Annotated in this window: 21 protein-coding genes and 2 pseudogenes; 17 read left to right on the top strand and 6 right to left on the bottom strand. The window is 41.6% G+C overall.

Annotation, left to right across the window (positions count from 1 at the left end):
- The first annotated feature begins 817 nt into the window (after positions 1-817).
- From C8N37_RS21435 to C8N37_RS21410, 6 genes are read left to right on the top strand one after another with little or no spacing between them, the layout of a single operon-like run.
- Positions 818-1,963 (top strand): glycosyltransferase family 1 protein, encoded by a 1,146-nt coding sequence (locus C8N37_RS21435; protein ID WP_108160833.1) that lies wholly within the window; start codon positions 818-820, stop codon positions 1,961-1,963.
- Entirely contained in the window at positions 1,956-3,062 is a 1,107-nt protein-coding gene (gene glf / locus C8N37_RS21430; protein ID WP_108160832.1) for a UDP-galactopyranose mutase, read from the top strand. Before C8N37_RS21435 ends, glf begins: the two co-directional genes overlap by 8 nt.
- A 40-nt stretch (positions 3,063-3,102) precedes the next feature.
- On the top strand, positions 3,103-4,269 hold the full coding sequence (locus C8N37_RS21425; protein ID WP_186812871.1) for an amine oxidase: 1,167 nt from the start codon (positions 3,103-3,105) through the stop codon (positions 4,267-4,269).
- Positions 4,270-4,326: 57 nt separating this feature from the next.
- The gene (locus tag C8N37_RS21420; protein WP_108160831.1) at positions 4,327-5,532 is read left to right on the top strand and encodes an acyl-CoA dehydrogenase family protein; all 1,206 of its coding nucleotides are present in this window, start codon (positions 4,327-4,329) and stop codon (positions 5,530-5,532) included.
- Complete coding sequence (locus C8N37_RS21415) at positions 5,513-6,241, top strand: PIG-L deacetylase family protein (RefSeq protein ID WP_108160830.1); 729 nt, start codon at positions 5,513-5,515, stop codon at positions 6,239-6,241. Before C8N37_RS21420 ends, C8N37_RS21415 begins: the two co-directional genes overlap by 20 nt.
- A complete protein-coding gene (locus C8N37_RS21410; RefSeq protein WP_108160829.1) occupies positions 6,238-6,822 on the top strand; it encodes a class I SAM-dependent DNA methyltransferase in 585 nt (194 codons plus the stop codon). The genes C8N37_RS21415 and C8N37_RS21410 overlap by 4 nt, the downstream gene beginning before the upstream one ends.
- On the opposite strand, the gene C8N37_RS21405 is transcribed toward C8N37_RS21410, so the two are convergent.
- Positions 6,792-7,973 (bottom strand): glycosyltransferase, encoded by a 1,182-nt coding sequence (locus C8N37_RS21405; protein WP_108160828.1) that lies wholly within the window; start codon positions 7,971-7,973, stop codon positions 6,792-6,794. The genes C8N37_RS21410 and C8N37_RS21405 overlap by 31 nt on opposite strands.
- 351 nt (positions 7,974-8,324) lie before the next feature.
- Here C8N37_RS21405 and C8N37_RS21400 point away from each other — a divergent pair, with 351 nt between their 5' ends.
- Complete coding sequence (locus tag C8N37_RS21400) at positions 8,325-8,744, top strand: hypothetical protein (RefSeq protein WP_108160827.1); 420 nt, start codon at positions 8,325-8,327, stop codon at positions 8,742-8,744.
- Between the two features lie 14 nt (positions 8,745-8,758).
- A pseudogene (locus C8N37_RS23340) lies at positions 8,759-8,973 on the top strand (IS256 family transposase); the annotation flags it as partial.
- Between the two features lie 221 nt (positions 8,974-9,194).
- On the opposite strand, the gene C8N37_RS21395 reads toward C8N37_RS23340, so the two are convergent.
- Both C8N37_RS21395 and C8N37_RS21390 read right to left on the bottom strand, forming a co-directional pair.
- Positions 9,195-9,464, bottom strand: a complete 270-nt coding sequence (locus C8N37_RS21395; RefSeq protein ID WP_244914500.1) for a hypothetical protein — start codon at positions 9,462-9,464, stop codon at positions 9,195-9,197.
- Between the two features lie 118 nt (positions 9,465-9,582).
- On the bottom strand, positions 9,583-10,590 hold the full coding sequence (locus C8N37_RS21390; RefSeq protein ID WP_108160826.1) for an SDR family oxidoreductase: 1,008 nt from the start codon (positions 10,588-10,590) through the stop codon (positions 9,583-9,585).
- Positions 10,591-10,955: 365 nt separating this feature from the next.
- Between C8N37_RS21390 and C8N37_RS23235 the strand changes: the two genes are divergently transcribed.
- From C8N37_RS23235 to C8N37_RS21365, 6 genes and pseudogenes are all read left to right on the top strand, one after another.
- Positions 10,956-11,093: a DUF6766 family protein gene (locus tag C8N37_RS23235; protein WP_307724996.1), complete on the top strand. Its 138-nt coding sequence runs from the start codon at positions 10,956-10,958 to the stop codon at positions 11,091-11,093.
- Positions 11,074-11,495 (top strand): annotated as a pseudogene (locus tag C8N37_RS23315) (DUF6766 family protein). The gene C8N37_RS23235 and the pseudogene C8N37_RS23315 overlap by 20 nt, the downstream one beginning before the upstream one ends.
- A 1,163-nt stretch (positions 11,496-12,658) precedes the next feature.
- Complete coding sequence (locus C8N37_RS21380) at positions 12,659-13,303, top strand: DUF6266 family protein (RefSeq protein WP_108160825.1); 645 nt, start codon at positions 12,659-12,661, stop codon at positions 13,301-13,303.
- A 58-nt stretch (positions 13,304-13,361) separates the two neighbouring features.
- Positions 13,362-13,895 carry a DUF6266 family protein gene (locus tag C8N37_RS21375; protein ID WP_108160824.1) on the top strand — a complete coding sequence of 178 codons (534 nt, stop codon included), beginning with the start codon at positions 13,362-13,364 and terminating at the stop codon, positions 13,893-13,895.
- A complete protein-coding gene (locus tag C8N37_RS21370) occupies positions 13,892-14,296 on the top strand; it encodes a DUF5675 family protein (RefSeq protein WP_108160823.1) in 405 nt (134 codons plus the stop codon). Before C8N37_RS21375 ends, C8N37_RS21370 begins: the two co-directional genes overlap by 4 nt.
- A gap of 135 nt (positions 14,297-14,431) precedes the next feature.
- Positions 14,432-14,656, top strand: a complete 225-nt coding sequence (locus tag C8N37_RS21365; RefSeq protein WP_108160822.1) for a hypothetical protein — start codon at positions 14,432-14,434, stop codon at positions 14,654-14,656.
- Between the two features lie 445 nt (positions 14,657-15,101).
- On the opposite strand, the gene C8N37_RS21360 is transcribed toward C8N37_RS21365, so the two are convergent.
- Together C8N37_RS21360 and C8N37_RS21355 are read right to left on the bottom strand one after the other, a co-directional pair.
- Positions 15,102-16,100: a helix-turn-helix transcriptional regulator gene (locus tag C8N37_RS21360; protein WP_108160821.1), complete on the bottom strand. Its 999-nt coding sequence runs from the start codon at positions 16,098-16,100 to the stop codon at positions 15,102-15,104.
- A gap of 2 nt (positions 16,101-16,102) precedes the next feature.
- Positions 16,103-17,083, bottom strand: a complete 981-nt coding sequence (locus C8N37_RS21355; RefSeq protein ID WP_108160820.1) for a helix-turn-helix domain-containing protein — start codon at positions 17,081-17,083, stop codon at positions 16,103-16,105.
- A gap of 239 nt (positions 17,084-17,322) precedes the next feature.
- On the opposite strand from C8N37_RS21355, the gene C8N37_RS21350 reads away from it, so the two are divergent.
- On the top strand, positions 17,323-17,568 hold the full coding sequence (locus C8N37_RS21350) for a hypothetical protein (protein ID WP_108160819.1): 246 nt from the start codon (positions 17,323-17,325) through the stop codon (positions 17,566-17,568).
- Positions 17,569-17,595: 27 nt separating this feature from the next.
- Here the strand turns inward: C8N37_RS21350 and C8N37_RS21345 are convergent, their stop codons facing one another.
- On the bottom strand, positions 17,596-18,393 hold the full coding sequence (locus C8N37_RS21345) for a helix-turn-helix domain-containing protein (protein ID WP_307724997.1): 798 nt from the start codon (positions 18,391-18,393) through the stop codon (positions 17,596-17,598).
- Positions 18,394-18,672: 279 nt separating this feature from the next.
- On the opposite strand from C8N37_RS21345, the gene C8N37_RS21340 reads away from it, so the two are divergent.
- Together C8N37_RS21340 and ligD are read left to right on the top strand one after the other, a co-directional pair.
- Positions 18,673-19,728: a carboxymuconolactone decarboxylase family protein gene (locus C8N37_RS21340; protein WP_108160817.1), complete on the top strand. Its 1,056-nt coding sequence runs from the start codon at positions 18,673-18,675 to the stop codon at positions 19,726-19,728.
- Positions 19,729-20,242: 514 nt separating this feature from the next.
- Positions 20,243-22,939, top strand: coding sequence for a DNA ligase D (gene ligD, locus C8N37_RS21335; RefSeq protein WP_108160816.1), 2,697 nt, complete (start codon positions 20,243-20,245; stop codon positions 22,937-22,939).
- Positions 22,940-23,110: the final 171 nt, after the last annotated feature.

Raw genomic sequence — 23,110 nt, 5'->3', positions numbered from 1 at the left:
GGCTTATTGTAAATATGTTTAATAAGCTTTATTTAAGCACTCTAACATCATTAACAGTAAGTGAAAGCAAAGGTTCTTTCAGATCCTTTAGTACTATGAAATAAATCACAAGTGCTCACTAGATGATTCCCGAGTCAACTCTTTAGCTTCCCTTTATAGTGGGGTATAAAAGAATGGTATCTTCTGTGGTATGAAGATAGGGTGCCATACCCTGTTGCGCATTTAAGGATTTTCGTTTGATTAACAAATCATACAATTATGGTTAAAAATAAGTTTAATATTTCAGCACCTTAAGTCTCAGATCGCATATTTTTTTTTAAAACTAAATATTTCAGCAACCATACCGAACCATTTAGCATGATCGATTGTCTTAATAGCAATGTGTTCGAGCGGTGCCGCAACAGTACTTGCAAAAGCCAATAAAAAATCAAAAAAATAGGAGAGCATAGCACATGATAAAAGAAAAAAAAGCAAAATCAGGAGCGGACTAAAAGTACAGGTTGAAATCATATAAAATTTCATATTTCAACCTTACACGAAATGCCAATAGCCAAAGGGTGTTAGCAGTTATTATTTCATTGTAAAAGGAGGATCCAACATGGTTATTACCTATAGCGACAGTTGAAGGGCCAACAACTGAGCAGCCCATTCAACTGGTGTAAACCAGTCATTTCATTTAAGCTTAACAGGCTTTTTTATTAATTTTTTAAAAAATATCAATTTATAGAAAGGATCTACTTGATCTCCATAGGCTGTATTTCTCCTATTCGACTGGATCTGTATCCCTAGATTGTTAACGATTAAATCACATTTAAATATGCATAACTTATTATGTTTTAGTCATTTGTCCTGGAATTTCGTTTATCAGCGACCGCAACACCTCCTGACTCGATTTGCTCAGGACTACCGGGTGTTTTATTTTGAAGAACCCAAGATTGGGCATGCCGATCTATATGTGGTACATGCACAGGACCATATTTGTATTGTGGAGTTGCTGATCACCAGTCATGACGAAACGACTGACAGTCGGATCCAAGCGCTCATCCATCAAGTATTAAAAGATTATCATATCGAACAGTATATCAGTTGGTACTATACACCAATGGCACTTCAGTTTACCCGAGAGTTGAAACCTGAAATGGTAATATACGATTCCATGGATGAGCTTTCAGCTTTCAGATTTGCTCCGCCGCAACTTTTGGAATTGGAAAATGAATTATTTCAAAAAGCAGATGTCGTTTTCACCGGTGGTCACTCTCTGTTTCAGGCAAAGAAACATAGACATCATAATATTCATGCGATGCCCAGCAGTATTGATAAGGAACATTTTGGCCAGGCTAGGGGCATTCAGCAGGAACCTGAAGATCAAAAACCGATCGGTTTTCCGAGATTGGGATTTTTTGGTGTTGTTGATGAGCGGTTTGACATCGAACTGCTGTGTGAAGTTTCGGCACAACGTCCCGATTGGCAGTTCGTGATTATAGGACCTGTTGTCAAAATTGATCCCAATGATTTACCACGAGCAGCCAATATTCATTATTTAGGCCCAAAAAATTATACGCAATTACCTGCATATATTGCGCATTGGGATATGGCGTTGATTTTATTTGCTTTAAATGAATCTACGGAATTTATAAGCCCTACCAAAACACCAGAGTATCTAGCAGCGGGAAAACCTGTGATCTCAACGGCAATAAAAGATGTTGTTCATCCCTATGGAAGTGCAGGATTGGTGCAGATAGTCGATAATCCCACTTCATTTATTAGAGAAGCTGAAAAAATAGGGGCAAGCAAGGAAAAAGAGCAGTGGTTGAATAAAGTAGATCGTTTTCTTGAAAATGAATCTTGGGATCACACTTATGCTAAAATGAATGCACTCATCAATCAAGTAAGAAGAAGTAATCAAGTAAAAATAAGCACTGATCAGGTGACAAATGTACAAAAGGAGATCGATCATGTATGATTTTTTAATTGTAGGCTGCGGTTTTGCCGGAGCGGTTTTAGCGGAGCGTCTTGCTGAAGAAGGAAACAAGGTATTAATCGTGGACAAACGTGATCATATTGCGGGGAATGCCTATGATTATTACAATGAAGAGGGGATACTTATTCACAAATATGGACCTCATATCTTCCATACCAATTCGGAGGAGGTATTTCGATATCTGAGTAGGTTTACCGAATGGCGCCCATATGAGCACCGAGTTTTAGGTAGTGTAGACGGTTTACTGGTTCCTATTCCCATTAATTTGACGACCATAAATGAGTTGTACGGTAAAAATCTAACTTCCGACGAGGTGACTGATTTTCTGGCATCAAAAGCTGAAAAAAGAAATCCGATCCTGACTTCGGAAGATGTCGTGGTTAATGTTGTCGGGAAAGAGTTATATGAGAAATTTTTTAAAGGATATACCAAGAAACAGTGGGATCTCGATCCTTCGGAGCTTGATGCTTCCGTAACCGCACGCGTACCCACAAGAACCAATAAAGATGACCGCTATTTTACAGATAGCTTTCAGGCCATGCCGAAAAATGGTTATACGGAAATGTTCAAGAAAATGCTGTCGCATCGGAATATCAGCATCATGCTACAGACCGATTATAAGGATATTATAGACGTCATTCCTTTTAGGACATTGATCTATACCGGACCGATCGATTCGTATTTCGATTATTGCTATGGTCAACTGCCCTACCGTTCCATCGATTTTAAATTTGAAACGTTAGATCAGGAAGTATATCAGGAAACCGGAACCATCAATTACCCAACATCCAATCTCTTTACGAGAATAACAGAGTTTAAATACCTCACAGGACAAAAGAATCCGAAAACCACCATTGTGTACGAATATCCAACGGCCGAAGGTGACCCTTACTATCCGATTCCAAGGAAGCAAAACCAGGATATTTATAACCTGTATAAGAAGCTTTCAGAGGAGCATCCGAATGTATATTTTACAGGTCGCCTGGGGACTTATAAGTATTATAATATGGATCAGGTAGTCGCGCAGTCACTGGTACTTTTTCGAAAAATTAAAAATCAGGAAGTCTATGTTCAGTCATGATTTTTCACCCTCCCATCAGAGCCCTTTTAGTAGTTTTCTGATGGGAGGTTTTGAATGCGCGGATCACCTCAATGCATTTGGAAACCGGGTAGATTTATTTCAGGCATCTGGGCATGACCGCTATCTCGAACAAGACTTTGATGCGCTAGCTGGCCTCGAGATCCAAACGATTCGTGAAGGTATCAGATGGAGTCATGTTGAATATCAGCCCTATCAGTACGATTGGTCAGAAGTAGAGCGGATGATCACAATTGCTCAGGCTAAAAAAGTTCAGGTCATCTGGGATATCTGTCACTTTGGTTTTCCGGATGACCTGACACCCCTGCATCCGATGTTTGCTCGAAGATTTAGCCAGTTGTGTCGCGAGTTTGTCATCAAATATAGAAGTCTGGTGCCAGAAGGTGTTTTAATCGTCACGCCCATTAACGAAGTTAGTTTTCTTTCCTGGTTGGGAGGAGATGTGAGAGGCACCTCTCCGTACTGTACCGGGCAGGGTTGGGAGGTCAAATATGCCCTGATGAAAGCCTATATAGAAGGCATAGAAAGGATGAAAGAAGTAGATGCCTCCATAAGGATCATGATTACGGAGCCATTAATCAGTATCGTCACCAACGATCCTGAAAATCTGGTATCAGTGGTTGAAGCTGAAAAAAGACATCAGGAACAATTCCAGGTGCATGATATGCTGTCTGGTGCGATGTGTCCGGAACTGAGGGGGAAACCTGAATATCTCGATATTATAGGTGTTAACTATTATTATAATAATCAGTGGATCAATGAGACGCATGAGATCTTACCTTGGGCCGAAGAGCCGGCTCATCCCTACTTTCGATCCTTGCAGTCGCTCATGGAAACTGTCTTTATCCGGTATGGACGACCACTTGTCATTTCGGAAACCAGTCATCCTGGAGAAGACCGTGCCAAATGGGTTCATGCCATTACAAAAGAATGTATGGCTATTTTACAGTCAGGAGTGCCGCTTTGGGGTTGCTGTTTTTATCCTATTGTCGATCGTCCGGATTGGGATGATTTAGCATACTGGCATCACAGCGGAATCTATGATATTTTTGATACCAACACCCTGACACGAGTACCTGATATCAGGACGATCAGCGCAATTTTAAATTTTAAAAAACAGATCGATACCTTTCAGGCATTAACAGATGCTGATTATTTACTTTTTAATTCTAAAGTCATTTCGCTCTGAAGAGCAACAGTCAACTGTCATAACCATCATTAATCCTATTCATGAATTATTTAGCGTTTGAAAAATCATCAACATAAAAACAAGAGATCCAAATTAGCCGCACTAATACTTGCTGCGCAAGTTATTGGAGAATCAGCATTGGTAGAAGCGGCAGAAACGGACGATGTCTATTCTTTTGCCGAAAAAACTTTGGCACAACTCACATCTGCCCAGCTTTTGATGGCAAGTGTTTCAGAAAGATATGGTGGTCAGGATGTAGGACTGGTACCCGGTACTAATCTAGCAATGCTGACCATTTTGAAACATATAGGCAGAGGTAACTTAGTGATGGGAAGGGTGCTGGAAGGACATATCAATGCACAGCTGTTAATCCATCAATTTGGCAGTGAAAAACAAAAAAAGCGCTTTGCCGCAGACGCCTTAAGGGGTAGGCTTTTTGCTGTGTGGAATACGCAAGCTGAGGACGGTACCGTCTTATCAAAAAACAAAAAAGGCACTTACCATTTAACGGGTTCTAAAACTTTTGCCACAGGCACTGATTATGTTACCCGGCCCATCGTCACGGCTGCAAAAAAAGATGGATCTTGGCACATGTGTGTCGTCCCCATGGAGGAGGTACATATCATCAGTGATCCGAACTGGTGGAACCCCATGGGAATGAAGGCCAGCAGAAGTTTTAAAATGACATTTGTCAAAGCGCCTATTGCCAAAATAAATATGTTGGGATCAGCGGGCCAATATTATCAACAACCTGGTTTTAGCAGTGGATCGGTACGCTTTGCGGCTGTACAGTTGGGAGCAGCTGAACAATTATTAGATGAAACAAGAATCTACCTGATCCGTTTAAACAGGATAAAGGACCCTTTTCAAAATACACGATTGGGTCAAATGGCCATTTTGGTCGAGTCAGGAAATCTGTGGTTGAAGGCTGCAGCCGGTAGAATGGATCACTATATGAAAAATTCGACCAAAGCTGAGGAAAAAAAATTGATGATATATGTCAACATGATGCGAACCGCTATCGAGCAGATCTGCATCGATATCATGAATCTTTGTCAAAAATGTGTCGGTGCCCGTGGACTCAACAAGCCCTATCATTTCGAAAGAATCATCCGTGATCTCAGTACTTATCTGCGGCAACCCGCTCCTGATACCGTATTGGCAGAAGTTGGCGAATATATCGTACACAATGGTGTTGCTGCCGACGAAATGTGGAATCTAAGTATTTATAAAAAGAAAAATAATGAATCAAGAAAAGTATAATCATATCCCACTGGCGCCCGAACAGTGCGTCACAGGATTTGGCACCACGCTGATTGTTGCTCCACATGCCGATGATGAAAGCTTAGGATGTGGGGGAGTAATCTCCCTATTGCGCAAATATGGGCAGAGGGTATATATCGTCCTGTTGAGCGATGGAACACGGTCACATCCAAACAGCAAAGCCTATCCTCGTGAAAAACTGCGCGATTTGCGCGAGAGAGAACTGCTGGATGCCGCTGAAATACTGAGTGTACCTGCTGAAAATATTATTTTTTGTCGATATCCAGACAGAAATGTGCCGACGATGCATAGTGAAGGATTTGATGGAGCAGTACAAAATATGGCGAAACTGCTAGCGATCGTAAAACCGCAAAGTATATTTGTACCATGGCGGAGAGATCCACATCCTGATCACCGCGCTGCTTTTCAGATCATAGAGGCTGCTGATACTGCTGTCGCAAAAATATATGAATATCCGATTTGGCTGGAAGAATTAGGTGTCGCGGGAGATGAGCCAACACAGGAGGAGTCCATACCTTTTCGTTTAAATATTAGCCAGGTGCTGCATCAGAAACAAGAAGCGATAGCACAGCATCGTTCCCAAATTACTGATTTGATCAGTGACGATCCAGAGGGATTTAGACTTTCACCGAATATGCTGAGTCGATTTGCTGTACCGTATGAAACATTTTTTATATCAAAATCATGAAGGAAAAAAAATCTTTAAATTTGGATTACTTCAAGGATATCTATGATAGGAGCGAAGATCCCTGGAATTTTGAAACCAGTACCTATGAGGCTGCAAAGTATGCGGCAACGATCGCAGCTCTTCCGAATAAGCAGGAGGAGCGAGTTTTAGAGGTGGGGTGTTCGATCGGCGTACTCACGCAACTACTAGCGCAAAGATGTACTCATTTATTGGCTATAGATGTTTCACAAAAAGCGTTGGATATTGCCGCAAGACGATGTGAACATGTAAGAAATGTAACGTTTAAAAAAGCAAGTTTTCCAAAGGAATTACCAGCAGATCAATTTAATTTAATTATGATCTCAGAAGTTGCTTATTATTTGTCAGCAGCAGATTGGAAAGCTGCTATAGGTGCTTTGTATGAAAGATTGGTATCTGGAGGTCATATTGTTCTTGTCCATTGGCTCCCCGAAGTACCCGACTATCCTCAAACAGGGGATGAAGTACATGATCGTTTTGAGCAATTGATGCGGGACAAAATGAAATCTGTTTTCTCCAACAGAGCAGAAAATTATCGAATTGATGTCTGGGCTAGATCTTGATGGGCGTATTCCTCCAGTTTGGCCTGTAAATCTGTTATAGCTGTATCGATATGGACTGCAGGAAATTCCTGTTGATCTTGGATCTGTCTGAGTTGCATAATTGTTCCATACCATGTTCCAAAATATCGGCTGTTCTTAAAAATGGTCATTAAGTCACTATCGATGGCCACTTCCGGAATTATTTTGCTCATCTCTAGATAGAAGTCAAATTCGGGTCGGTCTTTTAGTTCCCACACGTGGAGCAGGCTTTTCTTCCGATGGAGCCTGTGGAAAATGGATGTACATGACTCTACAAAATATTCTTCTACTTGGTTTCCTAAGTTCTTCCAGGCATTCAATTGGTAGGAAAGACCAATTTCGGCCCGACCGATGCATCTAGCCGATGTATGGACCTGGACTAGATGACTATGTCTAATTTTGGCATCTACGCTTTCTAATCGTTCAAAAAATGCGCAGTCCTCCAGTTGGTCAACGATGGGAACACCTCCTGCGCGAGCGTAGCAATCTGTGGTAATCGCAAAACTACCATTGAAATGTTGATGATGTCTGGGTACAGGGTCAACAGCAGGATCGATGATTTTCGCCTCTAGCTCAGCAATTAGGAGGTGATATTTTTCGTCTTTAAAATGATGTAAACGTGTAAATTCGTCCAGGCCTTCTAGCTCATCATCAGCAAGTAATATTCTTCCTCCGACGACCTCAGCTCCCTGCTCTATTTCCCAGTTTGTCTGTGCAATCCAATCTGAGGCTACCGTCGTATCAGCATCTGTCGTTAGCAGGGTACCGCCACCATTTTGAGATAGTCGGGCATAAGCGCATTCCATCAGTTTTCTGCGGATGTAGCCGATATTGGCTTCGCTCGGTTCTAATATCACCTCCTGCAAATGAATATGAAGGTGTGGATGGTCATGTTGAAAACCTTTAATGTAATTGACGGAGCGGTCCGTACAATTATTGGCCAAAACTAATACTTCAAATACATCTGGATCCAGCAGATTACCCGATCGATCAACCTGTACAGCAAAAGAGGAGAGTGTATTCCAAATATAGGTTTCCTCGTTCTTCACTGGAATAACGATACTGAATTTTACGCTCGGCGAGATTGCTGATCGAGAGAAAAAAGTATCATGTTGTGCGGGATTTTTCATCATATTTTATTTTTCAGTACGCATTTAGATCTTTTAATACATAACGCATTATCCACTACCTGAAAGATTTCGCTTGCGTCTCTTCAGAAAACCGAGAACTTACAAATAAATACAATTCAAATACCAATTCGTTCATATCCATTTGATAAAATTGGTATGATCGACGACAGGTAGGAATTGCCATCATATTTTATCAATTGAAGTTATAGAATAAAAACCAATGGACAATTGTAACTGCTATTTTTTCGTTATTTTTATAAATCGAAAACGAATAGTGCGCGTCAAAAGGAGGTGCCAAATAGCCTTGTTTCTTCGATTTGAAACTATTGCTAATAAAAATATAAATTAGAAAACATGATTCATATTAAGACTAAACGTGAAAAAATGAATGCGGTATTTATGAAGCACCACTTGAAGGGTTTGCCTTTCGATGCGGTGATTCACCATTTCAGCGAAAAAGATCAACACGAGCACATTCATGATCATCCATTCAGTTTCACGACGCATATCTTAAAAGGGAGTTATGTGGAACGAATTTATGAAATTCATGCAGACGGAACTTATACGACATCGATACATCATCGAAAAGAAGGAACTTCACATTTTGTGGCAGCAGGCACCATACATGAGATTATGGAGTTGCCAGAAGGGGAGTGCTTTACACTCATTAGACCTTATGAAAAAGAGCGGGAGACCTCTTTCTACAGATTTGAAAATGGAAAGGTATTCATAAGACGGTGGAATCAACGTAAATTTAGAGCATACGGGACCTAGAAAATCTTTTTTATAAATTGATCTATATGAACAATACGATCGACGAGTTCCACTGCCAGATCCGTAAAGTAACCAACGCCAATGGGTTATTCGGTTCGGATATGACACTGATTTCTATAGCATAAAAAAATATTAAAAAGAAATGAACGACGGCATGGACAATTGGGTAACAACGGCGCAAAAATTAGCGATTTGGTTTCCGGGAAGAATGGTGTTAGATTTACAGTAATAAAATTGTTCAATTACCGCCCGAAGGCGCGGTAATTGAACATTTAACATAGTTTGTATTACACTCCCATGATCACTTTTCAGTCCCATTGAAATACTCAGATACTCACTTCTTTTTTTTATAACTATGTTTAACAAATATAATTAAGGTTTAAGGATAACCTTTACACAATCTTCTTCTTTTTTATCAAAAATTTTATAATCATGTGTTGCATCATCCAATCATAACGTAGGAGTCATAATATCATCTAGTACAACCTTGCCGTCATTAACCAGCTCGATTAGTTTGTCAATATAATTCAGTACAGGAGCTTCACCCTGCTTTATGGTAATTCCTTTATCAAAGACCCGGTGGAGTGGAAAGTTACCATAAGACGAGCCATACAAGCCCACAATTGATACCGTACCCATCCTTCTTACCGCCTCAAAGCAGAGATCGAGCACTTTCATCGAACCCATTTCAAAATTGACGGTAGCTTTAACTTTATCCATACAAGTACGTTCTGGTTCAAATCCTACTGCATCTACTTATTTAGAGGTTTATTAACCTAATTCCATATTTTTAGTGCCAATATTTTTTTCGACTCATACCTGCCATCAAAATGCTACGTTATGGTTGACCTCCACCACCGGCAGATCCATAAATTTGTCCTGTGGCATAACTTGCGTCATTGGCTGCAAGTTGTACATATATTGAGGCCAATTCTGCAGGTTGGCCAGGTCGTTCAAGTGGGGTGTCGCTACCGAAATTGACAAGTTTTTCCATTGTTGCCCCGCCACTAACCTGTAAGGCGGTCCATATTGGGCCTGGAGCAACACCATTGACACGGATTCCTTTAGATCCCAGCTGTTTTGCCAAAGAACGTACAAAACTTGTATTTGCAGCTTTTGTTTGTGCATAATCGAATAAATCTGGAGAAGGGTCTGTCGCTTGAACTGAGGTGGTAGCAATAATAGAAGATCCTGCCTTCAGATGTGGTAGAGCTGCTTTAGTAAGCCAGAAAGGAGCATAAATATTAGTTTTCATTGTCGCATCAAAATCCTCTGAGCTGATATCAAGAATGGATGGCCTGGTTTGTTGTCGACCTGCATTGTTGACAAGAATATCGAGCCCACCGAGTCCAGATACGGCTTCGGTAATCAATTTTTTACAAAAATTTTCATCCCGGAGATCACCTGGTATTGCCAATGCTTTGCGGCCTTCTTTTTTAATCAGCGCAATCACTTCTTTAGCATCAGCTTCTTCAGCAGGTAAATAATTAATGGCTACATCTGCACCTTCTCGAGCGTAAGCAATTGCAGCAGCTCTTCCCATTCCTGAGTCGCCACCTGTGATTAATGCTTTACGTCCGTTTAATCTGCCTGAGCCGCGATAGGAAGTTTCTCCATGGTCAGGCCTTGGATTCATTTGACTGGCAAGTCCTGGCCATGGCTGAGATTGTTCTTTAAATGGAGGTTTGGGAAACTTCATTCTTGGATCTTCCATATCGTATCCAAGTTTTTGGTTTGTGGACGAACTCTCATTTCCCATTAACGGTGTAACTGCTAATGTGGCAACACCAGCTCCGATACCGCCGATTACTTTACGTCTACTGATTTTGTTTTCTTCATTTGTCATAGCACTAAATTTTATTTGCAAATTGGACGTTTCAAACGTTCAACACAATATTGAGAATAATTGTATGAAAGCGCTTTAAGTAGCGGTTTTGCATCCAATTAATTTTGTTTATTCTATTAATAAACATGTGGAAAGGCTTGAAAGTTGTCAGGTTAAATACTGGTTTTCGTGATTTATATACCTTTATTGACGCAATCAGGTATTGACGCAATCAGGAATTCCCACAACTATTACAGTAAAAAAGTTAAAATCAATACACGACACAATTAAAACTAATTTTTATATTTTTTACGACAAAAAAGATCTAGAATGACTTTAGCAATTAGAGAAGTGATCATAAGATTTTTTCATAGCAGCTCAATCTAATGCTGAAGCTTCAGCAATTCAACGAGGAAATTAAAATAGGTGTTTATCTTACTAGTGGGCATTTTTTTTCAGCAACTTTTATAAATTTTCAAAGCGAATTTTTACAGATGGCCTTATATGTTATACTTACTGTTTAGCTCAGGCAGATTTGGTTATGCCCAGTCAACATATATCGAAAAACACGAAGAAGTAGACCCAGACCTCGCAAAGCCCGATGCTGTAAAATGCGGAGGCTGGAGATTGTCGATTAACCAAAATTCTCTAGCCATTTCTTTTATATTGTTATTTCTGATCAGTTGGATAGGAAATTTACACGGCAGTTTATTGATTATAATCAAGAGCAACTCCTTAAAAATGAACCTGTAAATACTTTAAGTGATTTTCTGAAAGAACCTCCTTTTTGGTTTGAAACATTTCAAAATTGGCAAAGTGAATTTCTATCTGTTGCAACAATTGTAATTTTAACTATTTTTCTCCGTCAAAAAGGTTCTTTTGAATCCAAGCCCGTGGCTCCCGGGCATCTGGAAAGAGATAAATAAGGCACAAAATCGGCTAATGGCATAGCATACGGGACGTGTCATTTCATATTTTCTAAATATATCTTCCGGCAATGAGGTCAAGTTTTCCCCATTTGTTGGTCAGGTACTCGCCTTTCAAAAAGTGGATCCCTTCAGATGCATCCGTCAATTCGGGTATGGCAGATACCCCTTTTGTATGGAGGTCTTTAAAAAACTGGCTAAAAGCTCTTCTTTACTTTTGCTCATGGCTTAATTTTATAATGGTGTTCTGGCTAAAAAAGACCTGTAAGATATAAAAAGATTTGTTATAAAGGGCTATTCAGGGAAAACTAACCTATAGGAGGGACGAATGACCAATAGGAGGGATGAATGGTTATTTGACCTACACCTTCTGCTGGTTTTAACCATTCAACGTGGCTAATGGATCATATTTCCCCCAAATCGCTATTGATCAAAATCTTCTGCATTTTTGGATATCAGCTGATAAATGAATAGAAGGTTTAACTTAAAATTGAAAATGATGGAAAACGACATGCAAACGCTGGATGACATCTGGATCGCGGGCTACACCGTCTTCGACCTCATGGAAGATGAACCCATGTTTGTGTAGCTAAACGCAGCCGCAACAAACGCTGCTACCGCGATGCGGATGTCGAGCGGCTGCGTCAGCATTATCGCGGATAAGGCTCCAACTCTTTGTATACTGAGCTGCATGCAGCGTCTGTGATCCATCGTCTCTCGCACCTAGAGAGACGATTTTTTGTGGAACTGGAAATGGGGGGTGTTCTCCTGTTTTTATAGTTTTCTTCTGACTTTCTTCTAACCAACTTCTACCTTTTCTTCAGTGCGCTTCGACCGAGCTTCGAGGCTCCTTCGACTCAACCGCATGAAAAGTCGAAGCCAGCTCGAAGCGCACTCGTAGCAGACTCGTAGCGAGCTGGGCAATAGGCAGAAATTGGTCTGCTATTGATGGTTTATTGATGGATCTCTTAACGCAAAAATTTCCTGTTTTCAATTTATTTTTTGTCGCATGCGGTCCGACATCGGTCAAAAACGCGATGCCGATCGGTCTCGGTTCGGTCTTTCAATGCCATGCTATTGTTTGTTGATTTACTGCGTCTTATGTTTGTTATGTCAATCGAAAATACCGGTATAAAACAGCGTTGACATTACTATAAAAAAATATGGGAACAATCGTAAATGGAGCAAATGGTGGCTTTAAGGGTAAAGCCGGCTCAGTAATAGGAAGTAGCTGGAAAAGTATCAACTACATCAAAGGTCTTTATAAAAAAAGATCTAAGCCCTCGTCAGAACAACAGCTCGTGCAGCAGGAAAAATTCAGAACATTGATGCGTTTTCTACTGCCGATCAATGTCTTTTTGCAGATCGGGTTCGGTCGTAAAAATACGGAAAAAGTAACTCCGATCAATGCGGCTTTTCAGTTTAATCTCAAACAGGCGATCAGGGGTACTTACCCTAACTTTGAACTCGACTATGCCAAGGTCAGCATCTCCGATGGTACGCTTTATGGTGCAGGGACGCTCGGTGTACTGTACACGGCAGGTGAACTCAGCTTCACCTGGGATACGGGTGTCAGCGAGAACTTCAAGACCTATGGCGACGACCTGGTGTACGTATTGGCTTACCATCCGGAAAAGGATGAATTTATGTCGACTCCGAATCCAGGGACACGAGCCAATGGGGAAATCAACTTTATCGTTTCGGATCATCTGCAGACAGGTTCGGTCCATACCTGGATTTTCTTGTCCAACCGATCTAAAACCAGGGTATCCAAAAGTGTGTATCTGGGAGAGGTACAGCTAGACTAATGCGCATATGGGGTCAGGCCGAACTGGCCTGGCCCCTTATTTCAAAAGATCAATAGATATGGCTAAAAAAATAGGCAGTCCTGCACAGGCGCGTGCAAGGGCTGCATTTAGAGCGGGGATTGCCTACCTGGTTCCGCTGAAAGACTTGGTCGAGAAAGGCTATGCTGAAAAGGCTAAACGAAAAAAATCATTTGCATCAGCGCTCGCGCTGGGCCATCTGCTGCGTACGGCGATCCAGATCGTGGACGGTGAGCCAAAGGTGGATCCATCCAAAGTGTTGCTGAGCACAGGTACCGTGGCTGATGTGCAGGTTGATCAGATACGCCGTTACCCCGATCGTATTGAAGTGACACATCACTGGTTTCCTGCAGCATATAGTGCCGCCGATGATTATCTGACGCTCTGTGCCTATCAGGTAGAAAAAGGGTATGCTTTTGTCAATGAGCTGACCTGGAAGAGGCGGGAGGGCAAAGTCATCTTACCGATGCGGAAAGAATTTCAGGATGAAGGACTGCACCTCTATCTGATGGTGACAGAACGGACGGGACAAAAATATGCCCGTTCGCAATATTTAGGTTATTCAACAGCATGAAAACAAAACATATCCTGCTGCTCCAACGGATTTATGGAGCAAATGGAACAAATGGAACTTTGACGTATCGTGGTGAACTGATCTGCCATACGATCGAACTGCCAGATCGGAATAATATCCCTCGGATCAGCTGCATCCCAACGGGTCAATATCAATTGCAAAAAAGGCGTTACCCCAAACATGGGGAGCAGATCGGTATTCCGCATGTGCTGGGACGGGAGGCGATCTTGATCCATGCTGCAAATGATGCGCAAAAGGAACTCTTGGGCTGTATCGCTCCGGTCACCACCCTCACGGGTGAAGGAAAAGGACATGCAAGCGGTCAAGCGCTGGCCAAACTCAAGGCACTGGTGTATGCCTGCTGGGAAAAAGGCGAGGAGGTGTATTTGGTTGTTAAGTGACCAAGTAACGAAGTGATCAAGTGACCAAGTGACGGAGTAACCAGTAACCCAGTGACGAAGTGACTTTCTAACCTACTAACTCCTTCACTTTCTAGCTTTTTACTAACCCCATAACCATCTAACACAAAAACAAAAATGAAAAAAATAATAACAAAAATAAACCGTGCGCTGCAGGTGGTCCTGCTTGCGCCGATTAAATGGCCTGGAAAGGCCTTACAGATGCTCAAATATATCGCACTGGGGCTTGGTGTGGTGGAAACGGTATTGGATGATCCAGACAAAAAGGAAGCGGAGGAGTCTCCGCCAACAGAGAAGGGCAACGCGCAAAAAGAAAAGGAGGTGCCCGATGAAAGGGAATGATATCCGGATCGGGACGCTCGGTGGCACGCTGTGTTCCATCTACGCGAGCTTTTCTTTTGGTGACCTCTTGCAGACGGCACTTATGGCCGTGGTCGGTACGGCCGTGAGCTATCTGACCAGTAGGCTATTGGGAAAAGTGGGAAAACGCAGACCGAAGTAACTTTTGTGAGGATGTTGATCCAGCATCGATTAAGGAAAGTGAAGCGCTCCACAACGGGGCGCTTACTTGGTATCTTATGGTTTGATTATAGTAATAATCCGATGCCGATTACGCTAGATAGAAAGATATGGGAAAAAATTATAGAATAGTTAGGAGGTTATAGTGGCTTATCGATGAGTTGTTTAACCTCTTTTATGTATATGAACATAGTGATGCGAGGGCGTTACATAACGACAATATCGGATACGTATATCCGAGCTTAAGCTCATATTCTGCATGAGCGCATTATGCTATTAGATCGGCTGAGGGTAGAACACCGAATTCCTTTTTATAGAGTGCGCTAAAATAAGAGGGTTTTGAATAACCTAACTCGTAGGCTAGATCTTGGATGTTGGTCACATGACCATTCTGAAGTAATTTCCGCCCGAGTAGAAGCTTCTGTCTGGTAAAAAAAGCTTTCGGTGTGACCTTGAACATCTTTTTAAACAGTAAGTTGTATTTTGTTAATGACATTTCAGCCATGTCGGCCAGATCAGTTAATCCTGGAAAGTTGGATAATAGATTTTTGAGCAAGTATTCAGAAGTTACCATAATTTTTAAAATATCGTGCTCCGATATCTTGGTCAATATGGGTTCAATTGTTTTTGATTTTTCAACCAAATAATATAATAGATGAAAGGAAAGCCCGCGTAAATGTACTTCTATAGTGGGGTCATCAAAACTCTTATTTTTCAACGAATTGAGCAAGATTTTGCTTTTGCTATCGATATGGCTATAAAAGGACATGGTATTTTTGCTCTGATCAAATAAAAGTTTATTCACTTCCATCTCATCATATGGATCGACAAGTGTTTTCAGGTATTGCTTATCAATCAAGAGTCTTAAGTTATACATTCTGGTGTCGACAGGTACAGTAATATCGTTTAACGTGCTGCAGTCAAGTAAGCCCATACCCAATGTCGCGTGATAGCTGATTTTGCGTGCTATCCCGTCGGTGACATGGGTGGTCATCTCATCACTCATTTCAAAATAAGCAATTAAAAACTCTTCGTTACTGGGTACTCTGGAAAACGCGATTGGCTGATGAAAGATAAAGTCAAATAAAGAAACCGATAGACCGGGTAAAACCTGTAAGAAGATGGACTGACCGGTAGCGACAGATGCTGGAAGCGTTAATATTTTATCATCTTCTAATGTCCCCCCAAGAACGTCGATCAGAGACTGTTGCCATGATGGATCTAATGAATAGTGATAAGCACAAGGTATAGGTGGGGTTTGAATCATCGCTATAATCGAGTTAGGTAATCTTTTGGAATAGTCCCAAATTGGGTTTTAAACAGTTCAGAAAGTCGAGCCGGAGAGGGGAAATTAAACTCGTGCGCGACTTCACTGATCGTATGTCCTCCTTTTTCAAGCATTTCTTTAGCACCTATTAATTTGTTGGTTGAAAAATAAGAATTTGGAGTATGCGTGGTCAGCAGTTTGAAAATATTTTTATATTTTGTTGGAGACATACAGGCCTGTTCTGCTAAAAACGGAATACCTGGAAATGTATGTTTCATATGAGCGATCAAGTACGCCTGAGATTTGAAAATACTGGAAATATCCTCATCCACAACTTTCTGAATAATGATTTCTGCCTGCTTCATTTTTTCAATATATTCGGCCAGCAGACTGTAGACTGTTCCAGCACAAAATAGATCAAATAGAGGTCCTCCGATGGGTATTTTCCTTAATTCATTCATCAACCACCAAGACTGTGGTGTCATATTATCAAATTTTATAAAGGTATGTTTTGACGGGTTAAAGATGGTATCCAGCAAGGCTCCATGTTTGGGTAGTGCGGAGATAAAGTTTCTGACCGTATCTTTCTTAATAAAGATATGCAAGAGATAGCTTTTGCTGCCTGCTTTTACCTGATAATCCTGTTCTAAAATAGCATCCATAATGACAATATTGTATGTCCAGCGGCTACTGGGTATGGAGTGATCATGGAGCTTGACTGTGCCCTGTCCTTCCGTGAGGTTAAAATGCATACAAACAAAATCCGTATCGGTATTGCGAATTTTGTACAATACATCTTGGTGATATTCGACATCCACTACAAATGCTGTTATATTTTCACTAATAGGGCAAATATACCGTGTCCCCGTATGGATATCATCCGGTATCATCATAAACTGTCCGTTCATGTGACCGTCCATCTGTTGGACAAAATTGTCCATCCAGTCTAATTTTACACCATATTCATGGACAACTTCTCTCATGCAGTCTACTTGATATTATTGTACTCGATCACGCTATATAATTAACTCAAAGTAAGTAAATAAAGTTTGGTATTCAACGCATATTCCAATTCGGATTCAAATTCTATTTTGTTAAAAACATGTCTTTCAGGGTATTGAAAGTGGATAAATGTCCGCATTGGATCGTTTTAAATTTTATTTGGGCAGGATAAGATTGGGGTCTCTGGTAATTTTGTAAACGAAATAAAAATCGCATCGTTATGGTTATTCAAAAATATTTAATTGTAAAAGATACACCCGTATTATTCTCTTCGAGCATCCTGCATGCCGATATGGTCAGTGCAGCAGGAAAAGTGGAAAGTGCCGGTTTTTTTGTTCTGCACAGGAGTAAAGCAGACCATTCGCTGAAAGTGATTTGTTTTGGAGAAAGTAGTTCCTTGTTGATCTCCAGTAGACCTGATGTCGATCAACAGCTGATCTCGAGCTATTTAGGAATCCATGACTAAAGCAATCATTTCTTTCGTTGAATCAGCTTAATGCGCATTTCTATATGCCTGCGGTGTAAGGCCCGTTTTTTGTTTGAAAAGGCGTGTGAAATGCTGCTGATAAGTGAATCCGAGTTGCTGAGCCACTTCACTGATCTGCTTTCTGTGGTCACAGAGCATGATTTTCGCTTCATTGATCATGGTGGATTGAATATGATCCAATGCCGTTCTTCCGGTTTCTTTTTTGATCAGGTCACCAAAATAGTTGGCGGAAAGATGGAGCTGATCGGCGCAGTAACGCACAGAGGGTATGCCTAGTATCTGTGGTTGTTCAGATTGATAGTAAGCCAGCAATACCTGTTCAAATCGACTGAGGATATCCTGATTTGCCTGGGTACGCGTGCTAAACTGCCGATCATAGAAACGCATGCAATAATTCAGAAACAGCTCGATATTGGACACGAGTAGCGTTTGGCTATGTTGGTCTAGCTGTTGATCGGTTTCATAGGCAATTTTATCAAAACAGTCGTTTACGATGGCCCGTTCCTTCTTAGAAAGATGGAGTGCTTCGTTCACTTCGTAAGAAAAGAAGTGATAATCCTTTATTTTTCTCCCTAGAGCCGTGTTTCCAATCAAGTCGGGATGAAAGACCAGTGCTTTGCCCTGTGGCTTGATGATCGAACCCTGACGATCGATCCCGTACACCTGCCCAGGTGATATAAATACCAATGTACCGTCTGCATAATCATAAGCCTGGTTGCCATAGCGCAGGTCTCCACACTGGATATATTTTAAAAAAATAGCATAAATGCCCATATTTCGTTTCACATACAGATAGGTAGGCATGTTGTCAAAATCGACGACACTGACCAGCGGATGAAGGGTGTCAACTCCCAATGAATCATTGTACTGCTTGACCGTGTCGATTCTTTCTATTTCATCCATCTTGTTCACATTTATGATTGTACAAAATTAATAAATGATCCCCTAGGATGAACAACAAATCTGTCATATCCGTAAAACTGGTAAATAAATCCGTGTTTTATATGCAGGAGTCAAACATATAAAGCTGAGCTTTGTATAGAAAAATAAGGAACAACAATACTAGTCATAAAAACGGACATCATGAACAAGAACAAACCACTCAGGGCGCTGCTCGTTTTTGTGCTCTCGATCACGATAGCTATGGTACATGCACAACACAATACGACGGAGCTGTCTGGCCAGCAGCAAGGCCTGGTCAAGATTGCGGCTTCGACAGCAACTGGAAATATGGACCAGCTCCATACCGCACTCCACAAGAGCTTGGATGCAGGTCTTACCCAAAATGAAATCAAAGAGGCACTGGTACAGCTCTACGCGTATACGGGTTTTCCCAGAAGCCTCAACGCGATCCAGGTGTTTATGTCTGTTGTGGATGAAAGAAAGAGCCGGGGCATAGTCGATGCAACTGGTCAGGCAATTACGGTCAACAGCAGCACGAAGGACAAATACGAGCAAGGCAGAAAAGTGCTGGAAGAACTGACACAGACCACACAGGCTAAACCTGCACCTGGCTTTGGCGAATTTGCCCCGCGCGTGGATGCTTTTTTGAAAGAACATCTGTTTGCCGATATTTTTGCAAGCGATGTGCTGAATTATCAGCAGAGGGAACTGGTCACCATTGCTGCGCTAGCATCGATGCCTGGGGTAGAGGCACAGTTAAAGTCCCACATTCAAATGGGCAAGAATACCGGTATCACGCAGCATCAACTCGAACAACTAGCTGGAATCATCGAAACAAATGTCAGTACCACACAGGCCAATACCGTCAGGAAACTGATCGATATACCTGCGGTGCCCGTAATCAAGACGGATATGATGGTCCGGATCTCCGAGATAGCCATACAGCCCGAATATCTGGAAGCTTACCAAGCCATTCTGAAAGAGGAAGCCGCAGCTTCTGTTGCTCGGGAACCAGGGGTCATTGCGATCTTCCCGATGTACCAACAGGAAGATCCGACACAAGTGCGGATTGTGGAAATCTATGCCGATAAAGAAGCCTATCAATCCCACTTGAAGACTCCTCATTTTGAACACTATAAAACGTCTACACGGCCCATGATAAAAGCCTTAAAGCTGATTGATATGACCCATATCGATCGGGATGCTATGCTCGAAATTTTTAAAAAACTGAAGTAGTGCAGGTCTTCTTTGCCCTAGGACATATGCTGATCAACCTATTTTCCTGAGATCGCTGGGACAGGAGCCACATGACGATCTCATATCAGAATGGAGGGCATTTCTTTCGCGATTTGGCCGAACTTTCTTAACATCAGTTTGTTATACTTCATATCCTAGCTCGTTGACCCTATTGTACTGGTCATCTAGGTAGGATATGGGCAAATAAGAGCGTAAACTATTAAAATTTCACCCGATGGCAGATGATCAATCAAAAAAAGGAAATCAGGATCGTTCCTAAGTGATTGATTGTAAGTAAGATGAAATTCCATCTGTTAAAGATAAAATGGGGGTCACTTCACAAGCTGTCACTGGTGCAATCCGTGCAACGGGTACGATTGATCGCGATACGCTCGAAGACTATTTAAAAAACAGCATAACCCATAAATAACAGATAGGCGTTGTGAGACTTACATTTTTTAGGTAACTACTAAAAGGCTGCAAATGCGTAGTCCTTTTTTTTGAATTTGTAATTATGGCTTTAGAGAAATATCGACAAAAACGATCGGAGGATAAAACCACAGAACCCTTTGGAGGTCAATCTTCTGGTCAAGAATTACGGTTTGTGGTCCAGAAGCACGATGCTTCGCACCTTCATTATGATTTTCGTCTGGAAATGGATGGAGTACTGAAAAGTTGGGCTGTTCCGAAAGGCCCATCCCTAGATCCCGACATCAAGCGACTGGCCATGATGGTCGAAGATCACCCTTATGATTACAGGACTTTTGAAGGAATAATCCCAAAAGGTCAGTATGGGGGCGGTACGGTGATTGTTTGGGATGAGGGCACTTATGAACCAGCAGAACCTGTTGCCGGAGATCTGAAAAAACAGGAAAAGGAGCTGTTAAAACAGCTCAAAGCCGGCAAACTGAAAATTAAACTCAACGGTAAAAAACTGAAAGGCGAATTTGCTTTGGTGAAAGCCTACGGGAAATCCGAAAACAGCTGGCTCTTCATGAAATTGAAGGATAGGCATGTCAGCAAGAAAGACATCACGTTGAAAGACAAGTCGGTTATTTCTAAAAAAAGCATCGCCCAGATGGAAAAGTCTCCTGATCATGTCTATGGCAAGAAAATCATCAAAAAAGACAGTACGGCGAAGGATAAGCCTAGCGGAAAGAAAAAAGCTGCGGCACTTATCGACGAGCAAATAGCAGATAATAAAGAAACTGAAGGAACGGATGTCGATGTGGTCAAATTGCTTCAGAAAGCACCTAAGAAAGCATTTTATAGTCGGTTAGAACCCATGCTAGCCACCCTTACAGATCAGCCATTTGACAATGATGAATGGCTGTATGAAGTAAAATGGGATGGCTATAGGGCTGTTTCATTTTTGAAAGGTGGACAGGTCGATATCAAATCACGTAATGACAAGAGTTTTAATGAAAAATTCTATCCCATATATGATGAACTAAAATCGATGGAGCTTGATGTTATTCTAGATGGTGAAATCGTTGTGGTAGGAGCGGATGGACATGCTAATTTTGGTGCCTTGCAGAACTGGCGCAGTGAAGCAGATGGCGACTTATTATATTACGTTTTTGATATCCTATGGTATCAAGGTAAGGATTTGAAAAACTTGACCTTGTCCGAAAGGAAGGGCATACTTCAAGAGCTACTACCCGAAAGTGAACGGATCAAGTTAAGCACGCCTTTCTACACGTCGGGCATCAAATTTTTGGAATCGGCAAAGAAGATGGGACTGGAAGGGATTATGGCAAAACGCAAGGATAGCCTTTATCATAGCCATACCAGAACAAAAGACTGGTTGAAAATTAAAGCCAACCAACGTCAGGAGGTATTAATCGGCGGTTTCACTAAAAATGAAGGTTCCAGTAAAGCATTTAGTAGCCTGCTTGTTGGTGTCTATCAAGGCAAAGAACTGGTTTACACGGGCAAGGTGGGCACCGGCTTTAGTGACAAACTGCAACAGGAGCTGCTCGGAAAATTTAAAAACCTGACCCGCAAGACCTCTCCCTTTAGTACAAAGCCCGATGTGAATAAGGCTTCGCGGTTTCGTCCCGACCCGCCACATGCCGATGTTACCTGGTTGAGACCAGATCTGATCTGCGAAGTGAGTTTTACAGAGATGACCGCAGATGCTGTGATGCGCCATCCTTCATTTCTCGGTTTACGGGAGGATAAAGATCCTAAAAGTATTGTGTTGGAAAAAGAGGTATCGACCCGTCAGGTTGTTGACCGTTTGGATGAACCTATAATCGCTGATCAAGGAAAAATGAAAAAGACTTTACTGAATCCGACGGACAAAACGCAGGTCAAAAAGATCAATAAACAGGATTTGAAGTTCACGAATCTCGATAAGATTTTTTGGCCGAAAGAGAACATTACAAAACGTGACCTGATCAATTACTACCATCAGGTGGCTCCGTATATATTGCCCTATTTAAAAGATAGACCGCAGAGCATGAACCGTTTTCCCGACGGCATAACAGGCGAGGGCTTTTATTTTAAAAATGTAACCGATAGTGCTCCCGATTGGGCAGAAACCTATTTGTACAAAAGTGAAACGGATCAAAAAGACAAGCAGTACCTGGTCGGAAAAGATGAAGCGACCTTGCTGTATATGGCCAATCTAGGTTGTATCGAAATGAATCCATGGAGCAGTACGATCAAAAAACCCGATCACCCGACCTTTTGTATTATTGATCTTGACCCCGATAAAAATTCTTTTGATCAGGTCATCGAGACGGCAAAGGTGACCAAAGATTTACTCGATAGCATGCATGTACCCTGTTACTGCAAGACAAGCGGCTCTACGGGTCTGCATATCTATATTCCCTTGAATAATAAGTATACGTATGAACAGTCCAAAGAATTTGCGCACGTCATTGCTACTCTAGTAAATCGAGAACTTCCCGACTATACGACTTTGCAACGTACCATCAAGGACCGCAAGGGTAAGATGTACTTGGATTTTCTGCAGAATAGACCGCATGCCACCATTGCTGCTGCTTATTCGGTACGTCCAAAACCCGGCGCAACGGTATCGATGCCGCTGCATTGGGACGAAGTTAAAAAAGGACTAAAGATGAGCGATTTTACTATTTTTAATGCACTGGAACGACTTGAAAGTGAAGGCGATATCTTTAAGCCAGTTCTGGGTAAAGGCATTGATCTCAAAAAGATCATCGATCAGTACACCGATCAATAGGCTTCTAGTCTGGATAAACGGATGCCAACAGGCTACAAAAAAAGCTAATCTGGAGATTAGCTTTTTTTGTAGCGCTTGTCCCGTCCTGAAATAAGTTGACATCTAACTCAGCTTATTATGAAAAAAGAACTAAAGAACAATTTACGACGGAGTCAGCGAGATTATAGCCTA

The sequence above is a fragment of the Sphingobacterium faecium genome (assembly GCF_003054045.1).
GTDB classification, from domain to species: Bacteria; Bacteroidota; Bacteroidia; order Sphingobacteriales; family Sphingobacteriaceae; genus Sphingobacterium; species Sphingobacterium faecium.
Note: the sequence above shows the minus strand (reverse complement) of the source record. Positions and strands in the feature narration are given on the sequence as shown.